Here is a 20,153-nt window from a genome sequence, read left to right as displayed (position 1 = left end):
GGGTGTCTGGCGGGACTGCTGGGGTCTGGCCGGTCTTGCCGGGGTGGGCGGGTGTCCGGACGGGGTACGACGCGGACCATTGTGGCCCGAGGCACCGACAACGCCGACTCCGACCCCGGGGGAGTGACCCGGGAACTTATCCGGCGGCCGACGCGCTTGCATACAGTGGCAGGTCTGACAGAAATCTCTGCATCGCGATCGAAGGGACCACATGCCCATGGGTCACACGGCCACAGCCCAGGCCGGCTCCGGCGGCCTGACAGCGACCGAGCACCGGCTGGCCAACGGCCTGCGCGTGGTGCTCTCGGAGGACCACCTGACCCCGGTCGCCGCGGTCTGCCTCTGGTACGACGTCGGTTCGCGCCACGAAGTCAAGGGGCGTACCGGCCTTGCTCACCTCTTCGAGCACCTGATGTTCCAGGGTTCGGCGAGCGTCCCGGGCAACGGCCACTTCGAGCTGGTCCAGGGAGCCGGCGGCTCCCTCAACGGCACCACCAGCTTCGAGCGCACCAACTACTTCGAGACGATGCCGACCCACCAGCTGGAGCTCGCGCTCTGGCTGGAGGCGGACCGGATGGGGTCCCTGCTGGCCGCCCTGGACGACGAGTCCATGGAGAACCAGCGTGACGTCGTCAAGAACGAGCGCCGCCAGCGGTACGACAACGTCCCGTACGGCACGGCCTTCGAGAAGCTGACGGCCCTGGCGTACCCCGAGGGCCACCCGTACCACCACACCCCCATCGGCTCCATGGCCGACCTGGACGCCGCCTCCCTGGAGGACGCGCGCACCTTCTTCCGTACGTACTACGCGCCCAACAACGCGGTGCTCTCGGTCGTCGGTGACATCGACCCCGAGCAGACGCTCGCCTGGGTCGAGAAGTACTTCGGCACCATCCCCGCGCACGACGGCAAGCAGCCGCCCCGCGACGGCTCGCTGCCCGACATCATCGGGGAGCAGCTGCGCGAGGAGATCGTCGAGGAGGTGCCGGCGCGGGCGCTCATGGCCGCCTACCGGCTGCCGCACGACGGCACCCGCGAGTGCGACGCCGCCGACGTGGCGCTGACGATCCTCGGCGGCGGGGAGTCCTCCCTGCTGCACAACCGGCTGGTACGCCGTGACCAGACGGCCGTCGCGGCCGGCTTCGGCATGCTGCGCCTGGCCGGCGCGCCCTCGCTGGGCTGGCTGGACGTCAAGACCTCCAGCGGCGTGGAGATCCCCGCCATCGAGGCGGCCGTGGACGAGGAGCTCGCGCGGTTCGCCGCCGAGGGCCCGACGGCCGAGGAGATGGAGCGGGCCCAGGCGCAGCTGGAGCGCGAGTGGCTGGACCGGCTGAGCACGGTGGCCGGCCGCGCCGACGAACTGTGCCGCTTCGCGGTGCTCTTCGGCGACCCGCAGCTGGCGCTGACCGCCGTCCAGCGCGTCCTCGACATCACCGCCGAGGAGGTGCAGGCCGTGGCCGCGGCCCGACTGCGCCCGGACAACCGCGCGGTGCTCGTCTACGAGCCGATCGCGGCAGACGACGACGAGAACGACGAGTCCGACGAGAACGAGGGGGCGGAGCAGTGAGCGACACCGCAGCCGTCACGATGACCTTCCACCCGCGCCCGCAGGCCGGCGAGCCGCAGCCGTGGGCCTTCCCGGCCCCCGACCGCGGGGAGCTGTCCAACGGGCTGACCCTGCTGCGCTGCCACCGGCCGGGCCAGCAGGTGATCGCGGTCGAGGTCAATCTCGCCGCCCCGCTCGACGCCGAGCCCGAGGGCCTGGACGGCGTGGCGACCATCATGGCGCGGGCGCTCTCCGAGGGCACCGACAAGCACTCCGCCGAGGAGTTCGCGGCCGAGCTGGAGCGCTGCGGCGCCACCCTCGACGCGCACGCCGACCACCCGGGCATCCGGGTCTCCCTGGAGGTCCCGGCCTCCCGGCTGGCCAAGGCGCTGGGCCTGCTCGCCGAGGCGCTGCGCGCCCCCGCCTTCGCCGACGCCGAGGTGGACCGCCTGGTCCGCAACCGGCTCGACGAGATCCCGCACGAGCTGGCCAACCCCCAGCGCCGTGCCGCCAAGGAGCTCTCCAAGGAGCTGTTCCCGGCCTCCCTGCGGATGTCCCGGCCGCGCCAGGGCACCGAGGAGACCGTCGCCCGGATCGACTCCGCCGCCGTACGCGCCTTCTACGAGGCCCACGTACGCCCCGCCACCGCCACCGCGGTGGTCGTCGGCGACCTGACCGGCATCGACCTGGACGCCGTGCTGGCGGACACCCTGGGCGCGTGGACGGGCAACACCGCCGCGGCCCTTCCGGTGCCGCCGGTGACCGCCGACGACACCGGCCGCGTGGTCATCGTGGACCGGCCCGGCGCGGTCCAGACGCAGCTGCTGATCGGCCGGATCGGCCCGGACCGCCACGACCAGGTCTGGGCGGCCCAGGTGCTGGGCACCTACTGCCTGGGCGGCACCCTCACCTCCCGCCTGGACAAGGTGCTGCGCGAGGAGAAGGGGTACACCTACGGCGTGCGCGCCTTCGGCCAGGTGCTGCGCTCCACCGCGGACGGCAAGGGCGCCTCGATGCTGGCCATCAGCGGCTCGGTGGACACCCCGAACACCGGTCCTGCGCTGGAGGACCTCTGGAAGGTGCTGCGCACCCTCGCGGAGGGCGGTCTGACCGACGCCGAACGCGATGTGGCGGTACAGAACTTGGTGGGCGTGGCCCCGCTGAAGTTCGAGACGGCGGCCTCGGTCGCCGGCACCCTCGCCGACCAGGTCGAGCAGGAGCTGCCGGACGACTACCAGGCGCAGTTGTACGCCCGGCTGGCCGAAACGGGCACCGTGGAGGCGACTTCGGCGGTCGTGAAGGCCTTCCCGGCGGACCGCCTGGTCACGGTCCTGGTGGGCGACGCCGCAGTGATCGAGGAGCCGGTGCGCGCCCTCGGGATCGGGGACGTCTCGGTCGTCACCAACTGACCTGTCGGTGACGGCCGGCTGACGGTCGACCGACGGATCGCGCAGGGGCTCTGGCGGGCTTATCCGCCGGAGCCCCTTTTGTCCGTTTGGCGGCTAGGTTGCTCGTATGGGGTGTGGCGTACGCAACAAAAAGGCGCGTCTGTTTGGCGATTGACTGATGATCCGCCTAGCGTCGGCCGTGCTGTCCGTCAGTTGTGCCCGCCGCAACCGCGGCACCGGACAGCGATCGCCGAGTCCCCGTCAGGCGCGAGCCTGGGGAGCCGGGGACCCACATGAGTCCCTGGGGTGAATCGGACCCCCTCGCAAGAGGAGGCCCGTAGGAGACCTTCCTGCTCCGAACCCGTCAGCTAACCCGGTAGGCGAGAAGGAAGGAAAGGATCAAACCCTTCATGGCGTTTGGCAGTCGTCCCGCTGGTACCGGTAAGCACCGTGGCTCCAGCCGTCTGAGCAAGAAGACCGCCGGTTACGCCGGTATCGCCGCGATCGCCACCACGGGTGTCGTCGGCTCCCTCGCCGCCCCGGCCTTCGCCGCGGACAACCACAGCAGCTCCGCCCCGGAGAACGGGCTGGGCGCCGTGGTCGTCGCCGAGGACCTCGCGGGTGACATCGCCGACCAGGCCGATTCCCAGCAGCGCGCCGCCGAGCACGCCGCCGCCAAGGCGCAGGCGGAGGCGGACGCCAAGCAGAAGGCCGCCGAGGCCAAGCGCCTCGCCGAGGCCAAGGCGAAGGCCGAGCGCGACGCCGCCGAGCGTGCGGCCCGCGAGGAGGAGCGCAAGCGCCTCAACACCTTCGTCGCCCCGGTCGACGGCTCGTACGTCAGCACGCAGTACCACGCGGGCGGCGGCATGTGGTCCTCCGGCAGCCACACCGGCATCGACTTCCACGCGGCCTCCGGCACCTCGGTCCACGCGGTGGGCTTCGGCACCGTCGTCGAGGCCGGCTGGGGCGGCGCGTACGGCAACAACGTCGTCATCAAGCACAACGACGGCACCTACACCCAGTACGGGCACATGACCTCGCTGAACGTCTCCGTCGGCGAGCAGGTCACCCCGGGCCAGCAGATCGGCCTGTCGGGCTCCACCGGCAACTCCAGCGGCCCGCACCTGCACTTCGAGGCCCGCACGGGCTCGCAGTACGGCTCGGACATCGACCCGATCGCGTACCTGCGTTCGCACGGCGTCAGCCTCTGACCCCGTCCCGCACCTTTTCCGAAGGCCCCGGCTCCCCGAGCCGGGGCCTTCGTGTTGCGTCTCTGTGCAAATGTTTCGCATTTTCGGCCGCTCTCGGAAATTATCGTGTGTTGCAATAGAGTCGCAGCACGCGCTTGTGCGTGCAATGAGGCTGGCAGTCGGAAATAGACGGAGGTTCGGTCTTGCGTATTCCTGCGCACGCGGTATGCACAGCAATCCGCGACGACATCGTCTCCGGGGTGTTCGAGCCGGGCGCCCGGCTGACCGAGGAGGTGCTGGCCCGCCGGTACGGAGTCTCGCGCGTCCCGGTCCGCGAGGCGCTGCGGACCCTGGAGTCCGAGGGCTTCGTGACCACCCGGCGCCACGCGGGGGCCTGTGTGGCCGAGCCGACCGAGCAGGAGGCCGCGGACCTCCTGGAGGTGCGGATGCTCCTGGAGCCCCTGGCGGCCGCCCGGGCCGCCCGGCGGCGCACCGAGGCGCACCTCAAGGTGTTGCGCGGGCTGGTCAGGCTGGGGCAGGAGCGGGCCAGGCGGGGTCAGGGGGAGGATCTGCGGTCCCTGGGCGGCTGGTTCCACGAGACGCTCGCCCAGGCCTCCGGCAGCCCCGGGCTGATCGCGCTGCTCACGCAGATGCGGCACAAGGTGGCGTGGATGTACGTGGTGGAGGCGCCGGCGCGGCCGGTGGAGTCCTGGGCGGAGCACGGGGCGATCGTGGACGCGGTGGCACGCGGGGACGCGGAGCGGGCGCGGGCGCTGACCGCGGTCCACGCCGACCGCGCGGCCGGGGCGCACCGGCTGCGGCTCCGTCCGACGGTGAGCACTTCGCAACCTGCCGTAAACATGTCGAGCGGCCGGCATTAACAGGAGACGTATACAAAGGTGGCGTCGCGCGAATTCGCCGTGCAGGGGTGGGGCGGATTTATGGCGTGAATTCGCCCTGCCGCTGCGCGGTGAATTCCGGTGGAGCTGAATTCGATGCGCCGGGATTCGGGCAGGGCTGTTTTCCCGCCCGCGGGGCTCCGGTTCCCGCGCGAACGACGAAGCCGCGGCCCCCGGAGGATCGGGGGCCGCGGCTTCGTCGTGCGCGCGGTGCGCGCGGGATCGAACCCGAAGGGTCAGACGGTCTCGGGGAGCTCCTCGAGACCCTCGGCGACCAGCTTCGCGAGGCGGTCCAGCGCGGCGTCCGCACCCTCGGCGTCGGAGGCGAGGACGATCTCCTCGCCGCCCTGGGCGCCCAGGCCCAGAACCGCCAGCATGGAGGCGGCGTTGACGGGGTCGCCGCCGGCCTTCGCGATGGTCACCGGGACGCCGGAAGCGGTCGTCGCACGGACGAAGATCGAGGCGGGACGAGCGTGCAGGCCCTCGGCCCAGCCGACGTTGACGCGGCGCTCTGCCATGGTGATGCCCTTCAGGTTCTTACGGTTGTCTAGACCAGTCTCTCACGACGCCCTCAATGCTCCGACCGACCTTCGGCCCGGATCTGCCGCCGTTCGACCTTCCCCAGCTTGCACTCATTCGTCCCGGGTTGCCTTATGCGCCGCGCGGGGGCTGGGCGGCCCCTCCCGGCCTTAAGGTGGCCCCATGACCATCGAGTCGGACGCCTCGTACCCGGCCCACTGGGAAGCCGATGTCGTTCTCCGTGACGGCGGCACCGCCCGGATCAGGCCCATCACCACCGAGGACGCGGGCCGGCTCGTCAGCTTCTACGAGCAGGTCTCCGACGAGTCGAAGTACTACCGCTTCTTCGCGCCCTACCCCCGGCTCTCCGACCGCGACGTGCGCCGCTTCACACACCACGACTACGTGGACCGGGTCGGCCTCGCCGCGACCATCGGCGGGGAGTTCATCGGCACCGTCCGCTACGACCGCATCGGCCCCGACGGCCGGCCCGCCTCGGCGCCCGCCGACGAGGCGGAGGTCGCCTTCCTCGTCCAGGACGCCCACCAGGGCCGCGGGGTCGCCTCCGCCCTCCTCGAACACATCGGAGCGGTGGCCAGGGAGCGCGGCATCCGCCGGTTCGCCGCCGAGGTGCTGCCCGCGAACACCAAGATGATCAAGGTGTTCACGGACGTCGGCTACCAGCAGAAGCGCAGCTTCGAGGACGGCTCGGTCCACCTCACCCTCGACCTCGAACCCACCGCCGAGTCCCTCGCCGTGCAGCGCGCCCGCGAACAGCGCGCCGAGGCCCGCTCGGTGCAGCGGTTGCTGGCACCCGGCTCGGTCGCCGTCATCGGGGTCAGCCGCTCCGGCGCCGGCGTGGGCGCGGCCGCGCTCCGCAACCTGCGCGACAGCGGCTTCCACGGCCACCTCTACGCCGTCAACGAGGCCGTGACGCGCGATCTGCTCGACGGCGTACGGGCCTACCGCAGCATCGGGGCCATCGACGCCCCCGTCGACCTCGCCGTGATCGCCGTACCCGCCGAGCGGGTTCCCGGCGTCGTGGCCGCCTGCGGCGAGCACGGGGTGCAGGGCCTCGTCGTCCTGTCCGCCGGATACGGGGAGAGCGGTCCGGAGGGACTCGCCCGCCAGCGCGAACTGGTGCGGCAGGTGCGCTCGTACGGGATGCGGCTGATCGGACCGAACGCCTACGGGGTGATCAACACGGCGCCGGAGGTGGAGCTCAACGCCTCGCTGACGCCCGCGCCCATGCCGATGCGGGGCCGGATCGGCCTGTTCACGCAGTCCGGCGCGATCGGCATCGCCCTGCTCTCCGCGCTGCTGCGGCGCGGCGAGGGCCTGTCCTCCTTCGTCTCCGCGGGGAACCGGGCCGACGTCTCCGGCAACGACATCCTCCAGTACTGGTACGACGACGAGGCCACCGACGTCGCGCTGCTGTACCTCGAAACCCTGGGCAACCCGCGGAAGTTCACCCGCCTCGCCCGCCGGACGGCCGCGGTCAAGCCGGTGGTCGTCGCCAAGGGCGGCCGCCACACCCCGGCCGGACACGTCGTCCCCGACACCAGGCTGCCCGAGGCGACCGTCTCCGCCCTGCTGCGGCAGGCCGGCGTCATCCGGGTCGACACGGTCACGGAGCTGGTGGACGTCGGCCTCCTGCTGGCCGCGCAGCCGCTGCCCGCCGGGCCGCGAATCGCCATCCTCGGAAACTCCGAGTCCCTCGGGGTCCTCACCTACGACGCCTGCCTGGCCCAGGGCCTGCGGCCGCTGCCGCCGCTGGACCTGACGACGGCGGCCGCGCCGGCCGACTTCCGGGCCGCCCTGGCCGCCGCCCTCGCCTCCGACGACTGCGACGCGGTCGTGGTCACGGCCATTCCCTGGGTGAGCGAGCACGCACTGGCCGACGACCTCGCCGACGCGCTGCGGGAGGCCGTGGCCGAGGTTCCGGGCAAGCCCGTGGCGGTGGTGCACGTGGAGCTCGCCGCGCTCGTCGAAGCCCTGTCCGCGACGCGGGGCCTGCCCCACCCCGCCCCTTCCGGGGACCGGGACTCCGCTCCGGATCCCGCGCCTCACAAGCCGGCGGGGTTTATCGCGACCGGCCCGGCGTCCGAGGACCGGATCCCCAGCTATCCCGCCGCCGAGCGGGCCGTACGGGCCCTCGCCGAAGCCGTCCGGTACGGGCAGTGGCGCCGCGGCCTCGCCGAAGGCGGGCACGTCCCCGAGTTCGAGGACGTGGACGAGGCGGGGGCGGCCGCGCAGCTGGCCGGGCTGCTGGCCGACGTCGACGACGGAGCCGTGCTGACGCTGGCGGAATGGGACGCCCGCGAGCTGCTCGCCCGGTACGGGATCACCGTCCGCTCCGCCCTGCCCGCGCCCAGCGCCGACGCGGCGGTCCGGGCCGCCGGGATCCTGGGCTACCCGGTGGCCCTCAAGACCACCGCCCCGCACCTGCGCCACCGCGCCGACCTGGGCGGCGTACGGCTCGACCTCGCGAACGAGGCCGGGCTGCGGCGCTCGTACGAGGAGCTCACCGACCTGCTCGGCAAGCCGGCCGAGCTCCAGCCGGTGGTCCAGGCCATGGTCCCGCGCGGGGTGGACACCGTCGTCCGCTCCGTGATCGACCCGGCCGCGGGCGCAGTCCTCTCCTTCGGGCTCGCCGGCGTCGCCTCCGAGCTGCTGGGCGACACCGCCCACCGGCTGGTTCCGGCCACCGACCGGGACGCCGCCGGACTGATCCGTTCCATCCGGGCCGCACCCCTCCTCTTCGGCTGGCGCGGCAGCGACCCCGTGGACACCCCCGCCCTGGAGGAACTGCTCCTGCGGCTGTCGCGCCTGGTGGACGACCACCCCGAGGTGATCGGGGTCTCCCTGGAGCCCGTCGTGGTCGCGGCCGAGGGCCTCTCGGTGCTCAGCGCCAGCGTCCGCGTCGCGCACCCGCCCGCCCGCGGCGATCTCGGCCCGCGCACCCTCCCCAGTTACTGAGCGAGTACGACGCGGCCTGGGGGCCCCGTACGGGCCTTAGGATGGACCTCATGGCGAAATCCGGTACGACGACCCAGGGGCTGCGCACGGCGATCGAGCGCAGCGGCTACTACCCGGCCCTCGTGGCCGAGGCCGTGGAGGCCGCGGTGGGCGGCGAGCCGATCTCGTCGTACCTGGTCCACCAGGAGACGACCTTCGACTCCAACGAGGTGCGCCGCCACGTCACCGTGCTGGTCCTCACCGGCAACCGCTTCATCGTCAGCCACACCGACGAGCAGGCCGCCGACGCCGGGTCCCCGTCCCCGTACGCGACCACCTCCACCGAGTCGGTCAAGCTGTCCAGCATCTCCTCCGTGGTGCTGAGCCGCGTCGTCGCCAACCCCGAGTCCTACACCCCGGGCACGCTGCCCCGCGAGGTCGTCCTGACCATCGGCTGGGGCGCGGTCTCGCGGATCGACCTGGAGCCGGCCGCCTGCGGCGACCCGAACTGCGACTCCGACCACGGCTACACCGGCAACTCCACCGCCGACGACCTCAGCCTGCGGGTCAGCGAGGCCGGCGACGGCCCCGAGGCGGTGCGCCAGACCCTGGTCTTCGCACAGGCACTCTCCGAAGCCACAGCGGCGACGTCCGCCTCCACCCCCGCCCGCTGATGGCGTACTCCGCGGCGCAGGAGTGGCCCGAGCCGGAGCTGCTGGACCTGGCCGGTGCCCCCGTCCCGGAGTACGGCACCGGGTCCCTCGCCGACCTGCTGCCCACGCTCGCGGCCGGGCAGGGCGTCCCCGGTTTCACCGCCGCCATCGCCGAGCTGACCCCGGCCGACCGGAACTGCGTGTTCCTGGTCGACGGGATGGGCTGGGAGCAGATCAAGGCCCACCCGGACGAGGCCCCGTACCTCACCTCCCTCCTCGGCAGCTCGCGCGGCGGCACCGGCCGCCCGATCACCGCGGGCTTCCCGGCGACCACCGCCACCTCGCTGGCCTCCGTCGGCACCGGCCTGCCGCCCGCCCGGCACGGTCTGCCCGGCTACGCCGTGCGCAACCCTGCCACCGGCGAGCTGATGAACCAGCTCCGCTGGCACCCGTGGACCTCGCCCAAGCCCTGGCAGCCGTACCCGACGGTCTTCCAGCTGGCCGACAAGGCCGGTGTGGCGACCGCCCAGGTGTCTTCGCCCACCTTCCAGACCACCCCGCTGACCAAGGTCGCGCTGAGCGGCGGAACCTTCCTCGGCCGGATGACCGGCGAGGAGCGGATGGACCTGGCGGCCGACCGCCTCGCGGCCGGTGACCGCTCGCTCGTGTACACGTACTACAGCGAGCTCGACGGGGCCGGCCACCGCCACGGCGTGGACTCCGACGCCTGGCGCGGCCAGCTGATGCTGGTCGACCGGCTCGTGCAGAGGCTCGCCGAGCAGCTGCCGCCGCGCACCGCGCTGTACGTGACCGCGGACCACGGCATGGTCGACGTCCCCTTCGACGAGGACGCGCGGATCGACTACGACGAGGACTGGGAGCTCGGCGCCGGCGTGGCGCTGCTGGGCGGCGAGGGCCGGGCTCGGCACGTGTACGCGGTGCCGGGCGCGCAGAACGACGTACTGACCGTGTGGCGCGAGGTGCTCGGCGACCGGTTCTGGGTCGCGAGCCGCGAAGAGGCTCTGGAACTCGGCTGGTTCGGCGCGCCGGGGGAGTGCGACGAGCGCGTGCTGGGCCGCATCGGCGACGTGGTCGCGGCCGCCCAGGCCGATGTCGCGATCACGGCTTCGCGCAACGAGCCGAACGAGTCCGCGCTCGTCGGCATGCACGGCTCCATGACCGCGGCGGAGCAGCTGGTCCCGCTACTGGAGATCCGCTCCTGACCCTCCGCGCCACCCGTCCCTTCCTCCCCTCCCACCTCCGACCCGAAAGGTCCCGTACTTCCCATGCCCGAGCTGGTGTTCTTCTCCGGAACGATGGACTGCGGAAAGAGCACGCTGGCGCTCCAGATCGCGCACAACCGCGACGCGCGCGGGCTCCAGGGCGTGATCTTCACGCGGGACGACCGGGCGGGGGAGGGCAAGCTGTCCTCCCGCCTCGGCCTGGTGACGGAGGCGATCGAGGCGCCGGAGGGCATGGACCTGTACGCGTACCTGGTGGCCCAGCTCTCCAAGGGCGGCAGGGCGGACTACGTGATCGTGGACGAGGCCCAGTTCCTCGCTCCGGAGCAGATCGACCAGCTGGCCAGGATCGTGGACGACCTGGACATGGACGTCTTCGCCTTCGGCATCACGACGGACTTCCGCACGAAGCTCTTCCCGGGTTCGCAGCGTCTGATCGAGCTGGCGGACCGGATCGAGCAGCTCCAGGTCGAGGCCCTGTGCTGGTGCGGCGCCCGCGCGACCCACAACGCCCGCACGATAGACGGTGAGATGGTCGTCGAGGGCGCCCAGGTCGTCGTCGGCGACGTGAACCGGCCGGCGGGGGAGATCGGCTACGAGGTCCTCTGCCGCCGTCACCACCGCCGCCGCATGACCTCGGCCGCGGCCCACGCGGGCGCCCTCTCCCCGGACGTCCTCCCGGTCAACCACGCCTGACGCAGGCCGCCACGGGCGGCCCCCGGCGACCGCGGTCACTTCCGGCAGAGGGCCGTGTCGAGGAGGGCGTCCGCGTGGGCGAGGGACTCGGCGGGTGCCAAGTTGGCCGTGACGACGACGGTGGCCGCGCGGCCATCGTCCGTGGCGCCCGGGACCGAGTGGTAGCCGGGGGTGTCGCCGCCGTGGCCCCACATCAGGCCGCCGCAGCTCAGCGGGGTGCTGGACACACCGAGCCCGTACCGGGTGCCGGGCCGCCACCCCGGGCCCTCGACCTTCACGGTGGTGCGCATTTCCGCGAGCTGGGCGGGAGCCAGGAGCCGGCCGCCGATCAGGGCGGAGAAGAAGCGGTTCAGGTCGCCGGGGGTGGAGATCAGCTGTCCGGCGGACCAGCCCCAGGACGGGTCGAGCTCCGTGATGTCCTCCAGGGGCGCTCCGGGCTCCGCCGCGTGGTAGCCCCGCGGGTGAGCCTCGCGGATGCCCTCCTCGCCCACGCCGGGGAAGTACGTGTGGCGCAGTCCGGCGCGGTCGATGACCCGCCGGGTGAGCTGCTCGGCCAGAGGGCGGCCGGTGACCTTCTCGATGAGCAGACCGGCCACGACGTAGTTGGTGTTGCTGTACTCCCAGCTCGTTCCGGGGGCGAACCGCGCCTCGTGCGCCAGCGCGATGTCGAGCAGCTCGCGCGGCTGGCGATAGGTGTGGCGTCCCTTGCCGAGCACGGACTCCAGTATGTGGTCGGTGTAGTTGGGCAGTCCGCTGGTGTGCTGCAGCAGCTGGCGCACGGTGATGGAGCGGCCGTCGATTCCCTCGCCCCGCAGCAGGTTGGGCAGGTACGTCTCGACGGGGGCGTCGAGCACCACCGTGCCCTCGCCGACCAGTTGCAGGACGACCGCGGCGGTGAAGGTCTTGGTGTTGCTGCCCGCCCGCACCTGCCCGTCGACCGGAACCTTCGCCCCGGTCCTCAAGTCCGCCACCCCCGCGGTGTAGTTGCGGACGCGCCCGTCCCGGCCGACGGTGGCGGCCAGTGCCGCGGGAAACCCGTCGTCGGTCACCAGCTGCTCCAGCCCGTCGCGTACGGCGTCACGCGGACCGCGAGGCTCCGCCGCGGCCGAGGGCAGGGTGCCGGTCAAGGTCAGGGCGGCAGCCGCCGCGGCCACCGCGGCGAAGGCCAGCCGCCGCCCGGAGGAGGACGGGGCGCGACGCACGGACGGGGCTCGGCGAGGGGAACGGTCGGCCATGGAGGTGCTCCTTGTGTCGGAGAGGGCGGGGCGCGGAGGAACGCACGCCACCGCGCACCACAGGCGCACCGCGCGTCCCTCCACGTGCCTCGACCCTAGGAAGCGGCCCCGGTCCGCGGCGTCGCCCGCGGGCAGGAGGACCGCGGTACGCCCCCGCGCCCCCGACCAGTACCCCGGTCCTGCCAGGCCGTCGGCCGTCGGCCGTTTCCTTCGTCCTAGGCCAGTGGCCGGACGACGGTGAAGACCGCGCCCTCCGGGTCCGCGACCGTGGCCTGGCGGCCGCGCAGGCCCTCGCGGGGCGGGTCGATGACGCGGCCGCCGAGGTCGACGACCCTGGCCGTGGCCGCGTCGGTGTCCGCCACCTCGAAGTACGCCATCCAGTGCGGGCCGCGGTCGTGCGGCAGCGAGCGGCCCACGCCGTGCACCGCGGCCACCGGCCGGCCCTCCAGGTTGAGGGTCAGGTAGTCGAAGTCGTCGGAGGCCGTGCTGTGCGTCAGCGCCTCGTGGCCGAAGACGTGCTCATAGAACTTCCCGACCGTCGAGGTGTCCTGGGTGACCAGCTCGTTCCAGACGGGGGTGCCCGGTCCGCCGGGCAGCCGGGTGCCCATGCGGCTCTGCGCCTGCCACAGCCCGAAGATCGCGCCGAGCGGGTCGGAGCAGATCGCCACCCGCCCCGCGATGCCCGCGTCCAGCGGGCCCACCGCGACCGTGCCGCCGCACGAACGCACCGACTCGGCGGTCGCGTCGGCGTCGTCCGTGGCGAGGTACGTCGTCCAGGCCACCGGAAGATGCCGGTCCGGCGGCATCTCGCCGATCCCGGCCACCTCCCGGCCGTTCAGCACGGCGCGTACGTACGGGCCGAGCTGCTCGGGTCCCGGAACGTACTCCCACCCGAACAGGTCGGCGTAGAAGTCCTCGGTGGTCCCGAGTCCGTGCACCATGAGGCTCACCCAGCACGGGGTACCGGGCGTGCGCCGGGTTGCTTCCGCTGCCTCGGTCATGTCAGCCGTCTCCTCCGTCGTGCCGCTTACCGGTGCTGATGCTTCCACTCCGGAGGACCCGGCGCGCCCCGACCGCGCCGCATCGCGGGGGCTTGGCACGGAGTTGACCGGATCGGTGTGCCCCGCCAATGACGGGCTTGTTACGCCGGTTTCGGGCGGAGAGGAAGATGGCCGGCATGACTGCGAAACATGCGATCCTCTCCGCCGCCGAACTGAGGAACGAGCTGGCGGGTCCCCGGCCGCCGGTGCTGCTGGACGTCCGCTGGCAGCTCGGCGGCCCCGACCAGCGGCCCGCGTACGAGGCCGGGCACCTGCCCGGCGCGGTGTACGTCGACCTCGACCGCGAACTGGCAGGTCCGCCGGGGGCCGGCGGGCGCCACCCGCTGCCGGACCCGGAGGCCTTCGGGGCGGTGATGCGGCGGGCCGGCGTCTCGGCGGGCGTCCCCGTCGTTGTGTACGACGGCGGCCAGGGCTGGGCGGCCGCCCGGGCGTGGTGGCTGCTGCGCTGGACAGGTCACCCGAACGTGCGGGTCCTGGACGGGGGATTGACCGCGTGGACGGCGGCCGGAGGTGGGGTGACGGCCGATCGGGTGACTCCCGAGGAGGGCGATTTCAAGCCAACTCCGGGTGCGGTGGGGCTGCTGGACGCGGACGCGGCGGCCGTACGGGCGCGCGAAGGGGTACTCCTCGACGCACGGGCGGGGGAGAGGTACCGAGGCGAGGTCGAGCCGATCGACCCGGTCGGCGGCCACATCCCGGGCGCCCTGTCGGCGCCGACCACGGAGAACGTGGGCGCGGACGGCCGCTTCCTGCCCGCGGACGCGTTGCGGGCCCGGTTCGAGGGGCTCGGCGCCTCCGGGGGCGGCCCGGTGGGCGTGTACTGCGGCTCGGGCGTCTCCGGAGCCCATGAGGTCCTCGCGCTGGAGGTGGCCGGCATCGCGTCCGACCTCTACGCGGGCAGCTGGTCGGAGTGGTCCTCGGACCCGGCCCGCCCGGTGGCCACGGGCCCCGACCCCCAGTAGCGGGTCTGCAGGCAGGCGTACCGCCGCCGGGTCGACCCCGGCGGCGGTGCTACTCCTGCTTCTTGCGGCGGGTGCCGAAGACGATCTCGTCCCAGCTCGGCACCGCCGCGCGACGCCCGGGGCGGACCCCGTCGGCCTCGGCCTGGCGGTCGGTGGTGCCGGTCAGGCGGTCGCGGTGGCCCGCCACCGTGCGGGGCATCAGGACGTCGGCGTACGCGGAGCCCGCGCCCGCCGAGGCGGCGGGGGCCGGCGGCTCCTCCGCTTCCGGCTCCGTCGCCGGGGCGTCGGTGCGCTCGGGGACCACCATGTCGCCTCGGAAGCTCGGGACCGCCTCCAGCAGGCTCGTCAGAGTGTCCCGCTCCTCCTCCGGGTCCGGTGCGGGCGCCGGCCTGCTGTCCGGCCGCTCCAGCTGCCGGTCCAGGGCGCGGTCCAGCGGACGGTCGCGCGGCAGCCGCGCGATCCTCGGCACGAAGGGGAAGCTCGGCTCCGGCGTCGCCGGCAGGTCCTCGGACTCGCCGATCAGGGAACGGGCCTCGTCGTCCACGGCCACGACCAGCCGGCGGGGCGGGTCGTAGGTCCAGCTCGCCGAGTGCGGCTCGCCCGCGACCCGGTAGACGAGGAGGACCTCCCAGGTGCCGTCGTCGCGGCGCCAGGAGTCCCACTGCACGGATTCCTTCTCGGCCCCGCGCAGGGTCAGCCGCTCCTGCACGGCCTCGCCGAGCTGCGGCCCGGTGTTCTCGCCGGGGCGGCGCACGGGGGTCTTGCGGGCCCGCTCGGCCATGAAGGCGCGCTCGGCGAGCACGGGGCCCTCGAAGCGGCGTACGCGGTCGACGGGGATGCCGGCGAGTTGAGCGACCTCCTCCGCGGAGGCACCGGCTCGTATGCGGGCCTGGATGTCGCGGGGGCGGAGGTGGCTCTCGACCTCGATCTCGATCTGGTTCAGGCGCGCGCGGTCGTTGCGCACGGCAGCCCGCAGCCGTTCGTCGATCGGAAGCGTGTACTCCGTGCTGTCCCCAGCCTTGAGCACCAGTCGTGTGCCGTCATTTGAGACGGCCACGACACGCAGTTCGGGCATGGGGACCTCCCGGGTGGTGCCTGCCGACGTCACGTGCGTCGCTGCTTCCGCTAGTCGAGTGTGGCCTGCCCGGGTGCAGCCTGCCACAACCTTGCCGAGTTAAACCGGCGTGTCGGGCATGCGCCCTTGATCGCCGTTATGGCACGGTTACCTGTTGGGCACGCACAGTGACCGAACGGTTACTGTGCGCAGCAGGAGCCCGTGCAATACCGCGGCATCACCGGTCTTGAGTGCCGTTCTCCATCAGTCGGCCCCCTCTCCCGAGTCCGGACATCCGAAAGGAAGGACGGCCCCAGGGCTCGCCACAGTACTCCATTCGGGCCACCTGGGTGGACCGCCGCGCCGCCGAACTTCTCCCGGACGGCGGGAGTTGGCGTGCCCTCCGTCGGGTCCCACCTGCACCCGGCGTCCGATTTCGGGTGTCTTGCTTCACAGAATCACCCGAAACGGAACTATCCGCTTCGGTCAGCGGTCAGTAACTGCTGGAAGAGGAGAAGCGTGAGAGGCGGGACACACACGGGATGTCGACGGGTCGGAAGAGGACGCAGGACCCCCGGCCCGGGGGTCCTGCCGCCCTTCCCGTCGCCCGCCGGGGCTCTTCCCGGGGGGCGTGGGCGGCCCACGCCCGGCGGCCCGGGCCCGAGCCCGGGCCACGACGCGAGCGGGAGTCCGCGCCCCGACCCCGGCCCTCCGGTTCGGGGGGCCAGACGCCCGGCCCCCCCTCGAAGCGGACGCCCACGCCGACACCCGCGCCGCCGACCCCGCCGCCGAGTCCTGACGCGTCGACACCGGCGGCACGACAGAGCGCTCCCTGACGCCACGTGACACCCCCTGAGCCGAGTGGCTCCGGCCGGACCTCAGTCGCCCAGGACGCGCCGCAGGTAGTCGTTTCCGAAGACCCGGCCCGGGTCGAGCCGGTCCCGCAGCGCGGTGAACTCGCCGAACCGCGGATAGACCTGCGCGAAGTACTCCGCGTCCCGGGTGTGCACCTTGCCCCAGTGCGGCCGGCCGCCGTGCGCGGTGAAGATGCGCTCGGCCGCCGTGAAGTAGGCCTGGTACGGCGTGCCCTTGTACATGTGCACCGCGACGTACGCCGTCTCGCGCCCCGAGGCCGTCGACAGCGCGATGTCGTCCGCCGGAGCCGTCCGCACCTCCACGGGGAAGCTGATCCGCAGCCCGGAGCGGTCGACCATCGCGCGCAGCTCCCGCAGCGCCTCGACCACCCGCTCGCGCGGGAGGGCGTACTCCATTTCCACGAACCGCACCCGCCGCGGGCTGGTGAACACCTTGTACGGGATGTCCGTGTAGGTGCGCGCGGACAGGGCGCGGCTGGCCACGCGGGCGATGGAGGGGATGGTGGCGGGCACGGCGCGGCCCAGCGAGTTCACCACCTGGAAGAGGCCGTTGGAGAGGAGCTCGTCCTCGACCCAGGCGCTCACGGGTCCGGGCGGGGCGGCGGGGCCCTGGCTGCGGTTGTTCCGCTTGGTGTTGCAGTTGCCGGTGTGCGGGAACCAGTAGAACTCGAAGTGCTCGTTCTCCGCGAAGTGCTCCTCGAACTCCGAGGTCACCCGGTCGAACCCCATGGGCTCCTCACGGGCGGTCAGGAAGAAGAGCGGCTCGACGGCGAAGGTGATCGCGGTGACGATGCCGAGCGCGCCGATGCCGATCCGGGCCGCTGCGAAGACCTCGGGATTCTCCTTCTCGGAGCAGATGAGCAGCCGGCCGTCGGCGGTGACCAGCTCCAGGCCGCGGATCTGGGCGGCGATGGAGGCCGAGTCGCGGCCGGTGCCGTGGGTGCCGGTGCTGGTGGCGCCGGAGACCGTCTGCTCCATGATGTCGCCCATGTTGGTCAGCGACAGGCCCTCCCGGGCGAGGGCCCGGTTCAGCTCCTTGAGGGTCGTGCCCGCCTCCACCGTGACGGTGCCGGCGGTCCGGTCGACGGCCCGGATCCCGGCCAGGGCTTGGGGGCGTACGAGCACCCCGTCGGTCGCGGCGGCCGCGGTGAAGGAGTGGCCGGTGCCGACCGCCTTCACCCGCAGTCCCTCTTCGGCGGCCCGGCGGACCGCCTCCTGGAGCTCCCCGACCGAGGCCGGGGTCACCACGCGGGCGGGCGTGGCGGTGACGTTGCCCGCCCAGTTATGCCACGTGGTGGCCGGCCTGCTGTTCCCTGCTGTCCCCGCTGTCGCCGTCGCCATCGCTAGAGGGCTCCTCCCCTTGCGCCGGCCTCGTCAGCCGGCGGTATCCCGCGAACGCAACCGCCGCCGCGGCCACCCCCGCCGAGATGGAGACGACGTACCCGGTCCGCGCGCCGGCCGCGTCCACGACCCAGCCGGTCACGGAGGACCCGACCGCGATGCCGACCGCGAGGCCGGTGCTGATCCAGGTCATGCCCTCGGTCAGCTTCGCGTGTGGTACGTGCGCCTCGATCAGGGCCATCGTGGTGATCATCGTGGGAGCGATGGCGAGGCCCGAGACGAAGAGCGCCACGGCCAGAAACGGAAGGTTCCCGGCCAGTAGGAGGGGGATCATACTCACGGCCATCGCACATACGCCCAGTATCCAACGGCGTTCAGTCCGGCCTTTGAGATGCAGCAGGCCGAACACGATGCCGGCCAGGCAGGAACCGAGGGCCCAGACGGCCAGGATGAAGCTCGCCGAGGACTTGCTGCCCTGCTCCCCCGCGAAGGCCAGGGTGGCCACGTCGATGGAGCCGAAGATCGCGCCGGTCGCCACGAAGGTGGCCGTCAGCACCTGCAGGCCGGGCGAGCGCAGGGCCGAGGTGCGTTCCGCGCTCTCGTCGTGCGGGTGCGGGGCGGGCTCCGTGGAGGTCTGGGCGGTGAGCAGCCACACGCCGACCATCAGGCAGACGGCGGCGATCAGCGGCCCGGCCTCCGGGAACCAGGTGGTGGACAGTCCGATGGCGAGGATCGGGCCGAAGATGAAGCAGACCTCGTCCACCACCGACTCGAAGGAGTACGCGGTGTGCAGGTCGCGCGGTGAGTCCCGGTAGATGACGGTCCAGCGGGCACGGATCATCGAGCCGACGCTGGGCACGCAGCCGGCGATCGCGGCGCAGACGAAGAGCGTCCAGTCCGGCAGGCCGTTCGCGGCGGCCAGCAGCAGCCCGGTGACCGCCGCGACGGAGATCAGGGTCGCGGGACGCAGGACGCGCCGTTGGCCGTACTGGTCCACGAGCCGGGAGACCTGGGGGCCGATGACCGCGGCGGCCAGCGCCAGCGTGCCGGTGAGCGCGCTGGCCATGGCGTAGCGACCGGTGATCTCGGAGATCATCGTCAGGATGCCCACGCCGACCATGGATATCGGCAGTCGGCCAATGAGGCCGGCGGCGCTGAACCCCTTGGTGCCGGGGGCCGAGAAAATGGCGCGATAGGGACTGGGCAAGGGCCCTCCGTAAGGGACGTCGTGGGCCCATACAGGTTACGACCGCCTACGGGGCCCCCGCACGGGGGAAGGTTCCGGACTCGGAACTAAGGTTTACCTTACCTTTGTCGCCGGGCTGCTCCTGGCCGGGCCGCTTCTCCCGCGGGGACGCCGGGTGGCAGGATTCGAGGCATGTCAGACCAGCTCCTCCCGCCCGCCGGCGGGCCCGCCGCCCCGTACGACGCCCTCCTGCTGCTGTCCTTCGGCGGCCCCGAGGGACCCGACGACGTCGTGCCGTTCCTGGAGAACGTCACGCGCGGTCGCGGCATCCCGCGCGAGCGGCTCAAGGAGGTCGGGCAGCACTACTTCGGCTTCGGCGGGGTCAGCCCGATCAACGGGCAGAACCGCGCGCTGCTGGACGCGCTGCGCAAGGACTTCGCCGGGCACGGGCTGGACCTGCCGGTCTACTGGGGCAACCGGAACTGGGCCCCGTACCTGACCGACGTGATGCGGGAGATGGTCGCCGACGGCCGGCGCCGGATCGCGGTGCTGGCGACCAGCGCGTACGCCTCGTACTCGGGCTGCCGGCAGTACCGCGAGAACCTGGCCGACGCGCTGGCCACCCTCGCCGAGGAGGGGCTGGAGCTGCCGCAGGTCGACAAGCTGCGGCACTACTTCAACCACCCCGGCTTCGTACAGCCCATGATCGACGGGGTGCTCGCCTCGCTCGCCTCGCTGCCCGAGGAGGTCCGGGGCGGGGCCCACCTCGCCTTCACCACGCACTCCATCCCGACGGCCGCCGCGGACGCCTCCGGCCCCGTGGAGGACCACACCGGGGGCGGCGAGGGCGGCGCCTACGTCAAGCAGCACCTCGACGTCGCCCGGGTGATCGCGGACGAGGTGGCCGTGAAGACCGGGACCGCGCACCCGTGGCAGCTCGTCTACCAGTCCCGCAGCGGCGCCCCGCACATCCCGTGGCTGGAGCCGGACATCTGCGACCACCTGGAGGCCCTGCACGCCGAGGGCGCCCCCGCCGTCGTGATGGTGCCCATCGGCTTCGTCTCCGACCACATGGAAGTCCTGTACGACCTGGACACCGAGGCCACCGCCAAGGCGGCCGAACTGGGCCTGCCCGTCGCGCGCTCCGCGACCGTCGGCGCCGATCCGGTGTTCGCCGGGGCCGTACGGGAGCTGGTGCTGGAGCGGGCCGCCAAGGAACGCGGGGAGCGCGCCGCGGAGTGCTGGGTGGGCACGCTGGGGCAGAGCCACGACCTGTGCGCGGTGGGCTGTTGCCCGGCGCGCAGCCCCCGGCCGGCGGCCGCGGGCGCCGACAGTCCGTACGCGTAGGA

At 72.8% G+C, this 20,153-nt stretch carries 16 protein-coding genes and 1 riboswitch; of the genes, 10 read left to right on the top strand and 6 right to left on the bottom strand.

The window, feature by feature from the left end:
- The first annotated feature begins 217 nt into the window (after positions 1-217).
- The 4 genes from IF88_RS0110390 (at position 218) to IF88_RS0110375 (ending at position 5,005) form a co-directional block, all read left to right on the top strand.
- The gene (locus IF88_RS0110390; RefSeq protein WP_030709571.1) at positions 218-1,567 is read left to right on the top strand and encodes a M16 family metallopeptidase; all 1,350 of its coding nucleotides are present in this window, start codon (positions 218-220) and stop codon (positions 1,565-1,567) included.
- A 20-nt stretch (positions 1,568-1,587) separates the two neighbouring features.
- On the top strand, positions 1,588-2,955 hold the full coding sequence (locus tag IF88_RS0110385) for a M16 family metallopeptidase (protein ID WP_030709565.1): 1,368 nt from the start codon (positions 1,588-1,590) through the stop codon (positions 2,953-2,955).
- 217 nt (positions 2,956-3,172) lie between these two features.
- Positions 3,173-3,332, top strand: a riboswitch (cyclic di-AMP (ydaO/yuaA leader).
- Positions 3,333-3,344: 12 nt separating this feature from the next.
- The gene (locus tag IF88_RS0110380; RefSeq protein ID WP_030709563.1) at positions 3,345-4,145 is read left to right on the top strand and encodes a M23 family metallopeptidase; all 801 of its coding nucleotides are present in this window, start codon (positions 3,345-3,347) and stop codon (positions 4,143-4,145) included.
- A 182-nt stretch (positions 4,146-4,327) separates the two neighbouring features.
- Positions 4,328-5,005, top strand: coding sequence for a GntR family transcriptional regulator (locus IF88_RS0110375; RefSeq protein WP_030709561.1), 678 nt, complete (start codon positions 4,328-4,330; stop codon positions 5,003-5,005).
- A gap of 254 nt (positions 5,006-5,259) precedes the next feature.
- Here IF88_RS0110375 and IF88_RS0110370 read toward each other — a convergent pair whose 3' ends face one another.
- Positions 5,260-5,541: an HPr family phosphocarrier protein gene (locus IF88_RS0110370; RefSeq protein ID WP_007267025.1), complete on the bottom strand. Its 282-nt coding sequence runs from the start codon at positions 5,539-5,541 to the stop codon at positions 5,260-5,262.
- A gap of 184 nt (positions 5,542-5,725) precedes the next feature.
- Here IF88_RS0110370 and IF88_RS0110365 point away from each other — a divergent pair, with 184 nt between their 5' ends.
- The 4 genes from IF88_RS0110365 to IF88_RS0110350 all read left to right on the top strand — a co-directional run bounded on the left by IF88_RS0110365 (position 5,726) and on the right by IF88_RS0110350 (position 11,090).
- Positions 5,726-8,521, top strand: coding sequence for a bifunctional GNAT family N-acetyltransferase/acetate--CoA ligase family protein (locus tag IF88_RS0110365; protein WP_030709555.1), 2,796 nt, complete (start codon positions 5,726-5,728; stop codon positions 8,519-8,521).
- 50 nt (positions 8,522-8,571) lie between these two features.
- Positions 8,572-9,174 (top strand): DUF5998 family protein, encoded by a 603-nt coding sequence (locus IF88_RS0110360; protein ID WP_030709553.1) that lies wholly within the window; start codon positions 8,572-8,574, stop codon positions 9,172-9,174.
- A complete protein-coding gene (locus IF88_RS0110355; RefSeq protein WP_030709551.1) occupies positions 9,174-10,376 on the top strand; it encodes an alkaline phosphatase family protein in 1,203 nt (400 codons plus the stop codon). The genes IF88_RS0110360 and IF88_RS0110355 overlap by 1 nt, the downstream gene beginning before the upstream one ends.
- 63 nt (positions 10,377-10,439) lie before the next feature.
- Positions 10,440-11,090 (top strand): thymidine kinase, encoded by a 651-nt coding sequence (locus IF88_RS0110350; RefSeq protein WP_030709549.1) that lies wholly within the window; start codon positions 10,440-10,442, stop codon positions 11,088-11,090.
- A gap of 35 nt (positions 11,091-11,125) precedes the next feature.
- Here the strand turns inward: IF88_RS0110350 and IF88_RS0110345 are convergent, their stop codons facing one another.
- A complete protein-coding gene (locus tag IF88_RS0110345; protein WP_063754776.1) occupies positions 11,126-12,325 on the bottom strand; it encodes a serine hydrolase domain-containing protein in 1,200 nt (399 codons plus the stop codon).
- 215 nt (positions 12,326-12,540) lie between these two features.
- Entirely contained in the window at positions 12,541-13,326 is a 786-nt protein-coding gene (locus IF88_RS0110340) for a VOC family protein (RefSeq protein ID WP_030709545.1), read from the bottom strand.
- 176 nt (positions 13,327-13,502) lie between these two features.
- On the opposite strand from IF88_RS0110340, the gene IF88_RS0110335 reads away from it, so the two are divergent.
- A complete protein-coding gene (locus IF88_RS0110335; RefSeq protein WP_030709543.1) occupies positions 13,503-14,348 on the top strand; it encodes a sulfurtransferase in 846 nt (281 codons plus the stop codon).
- Between the two features lie 49 nt (positions 14,349-14,397).
- Here IF88_RS0110335 and sepH read toward each other — a convergent pair whose 3' ends face one another.
- The 3 genes from sepH to IF88_RS0110320 form a co-directional block, all read right to left on the bottom strand.
- Positions 14,398-15,456 carry a septation protein SepH gene (gene sepH / locus IF88_RS0110330; RefSeq protein WP_199808054.1) on the bottom strand — a complete coding sequence of 353 codons (1,059 nt, stop codon included), beginning with the start codon at positions 15,454-15,456 and terminating at the stop codon, positions 14,398-14,400.
- A gap of 824 nt (positions 15,457-16,280) precedes the next feature.
- Positions 16,281-17,618, bottom strand: coding sequence for a D-arabinono-1,4-lactone oxidase (locus tag IF88_RS0110325; RefSeq protein WP_030709540.1), 1,338 nt, complete (start codon positions 17,616-17,618; stop codon positions 16,281-16,283).
- The gene (locus IF88_RS0110320; protein WP_030709539.1) at positions 17,560-18,825 is read right to left on the bottom strand and encodes an MFS transporter; all 1,266 of its coding nucleotides are present in this window, start codon (positions 18,823-18,825) and stop codon (positions 17,560-17,562) included. The genes IF88_RS0110325 and IF88_RS0110320 overlap by 59 nt, the downstream gene beginning before the upstream one ends.
- A 171-nt stretch (positions 18,826-18,996) precedes the next feature.
- On the opposite strand from IF88_RS0110320, the gene IF88_RS0110315 reads away from it, so the two are divergent.
- On the top strand, positions 18,997-20,151 hold the full coding sequence (locus IF88_RS0110315; RefSeq protein ID WP_030709537.1) for a ferrochelatase: 1,155 nt from the start codon (positions 18,997-18,999) through the stop codon (positions 20,149-20,151).
- The last annotated feature ends 2 nt before the right edge of the window (positions 20,152-20,153 follow it).

Origin of the sequence: Streptomyces sp. NRRL F-2580 (assembly GCF_000720115.1) — a bacterium.
GTDB lineage: Bacteria > Actinomycetota > Actinomycetes > Streptomycetales > Streptomycetaceae > Streptomyces.
This window is presented reverse-complemented; position numbering and strand designations above follow the sequence as displayed.

Bases quoted from the DNA above. Each gene is read 5' to 3' on its own strand.
- IF88_RS0110345 (WP_063754776.1), bottom strand. From the start codon at position 12,325: ATGGCCGACCGTTCCCCTCGCCGAGCCCCGTCCGTGCGTCGCGCCCCG.
- IF88_RS0110380 (WP_030709563.1), top strand. From the start codon at position 3,345: ATGGCGTTTGGCAGTCGTCCCGCTGGTACCGGTAAGCACCGTGGCTCC.
- IF88_RS0110315 (WP_030709537.1), top strand. From the start codon at position 18,997: ATGTCAGACCAGCTCCTCCCGCCCGCCGGCGGGCCCGCCGCCCCGTAC.
- IF88_RS0110340 (WP_030709545.1), bottom strand. From the start codon at position 13,326: ATGACCGAGGCAGCGGAAGCAACCCGGCGCACGCCCGGTACCCCGTGC.
- IF88_RS0110350 (WP_030709549.1), top strand. From the start codon at position 10,440: ATGCCCGAGCTGGTGTTCTTCTCCGGAACGATGGACTGCGGAAAGAGC.
- IF88_RS0110385 (WP_030709565.1), top strand. From the start codon at position 1,588: ATGACCTTCCACCCGCGCCCGCAGGCCGGCGAGCCGCAGCCGTGGGCC.
- IF88_RS0110360 (WP_030709553.1), top strand. From the start codon at position 8,572: ATGGCGAAATCCGGTACGACGACCCAGGGGCTGCGCACGGCGATCGAG.
- IF88_RS0110325 (WP_030709540.1), bottom strand. From the start codon at position 17,618: ATGGCGACGGCGACAGCGGGGACAGCAGGGAACAGCAGGCCGGCCACC.
- IF88_RS0110335 (WP_030709543.1), top strand. From the start codon at position 13,503: ATGACTGCGAAACATGCGATCCTCTCCGCCGCCGAACTGAGGAACGAG.
- IF88_RS0110370 (WP_007267025.1), bottom strand. From the start codon at position 5,541: ATGGCAGAGCGCCGCGTCAACGTCGGCTGGGCCGAGGGCCTGCACGCT.
- IF88_RS0110390 (WP_030709571.1), top strand. From the start codon at position 218: ATGGGTCACACGGCCACAGCCCAGGCCGGCTCCGGCGGCCTGACAGCG.
- IF88_RS0110355 (WP_030709551.1), top strand. From the start codon at position 9,174: ATGGCGTACTCCGCGGCGCAGGAGTGGCCCGAGCCGGAGCTGCTGGAC.
- IF88_RS0110365 (WP_030709555.1), top strand. From the start codon at position 5,726: ATGACCATCGAGTCGGACGCCTCGTACCCGGCCCACTGGGAAGCCGAT.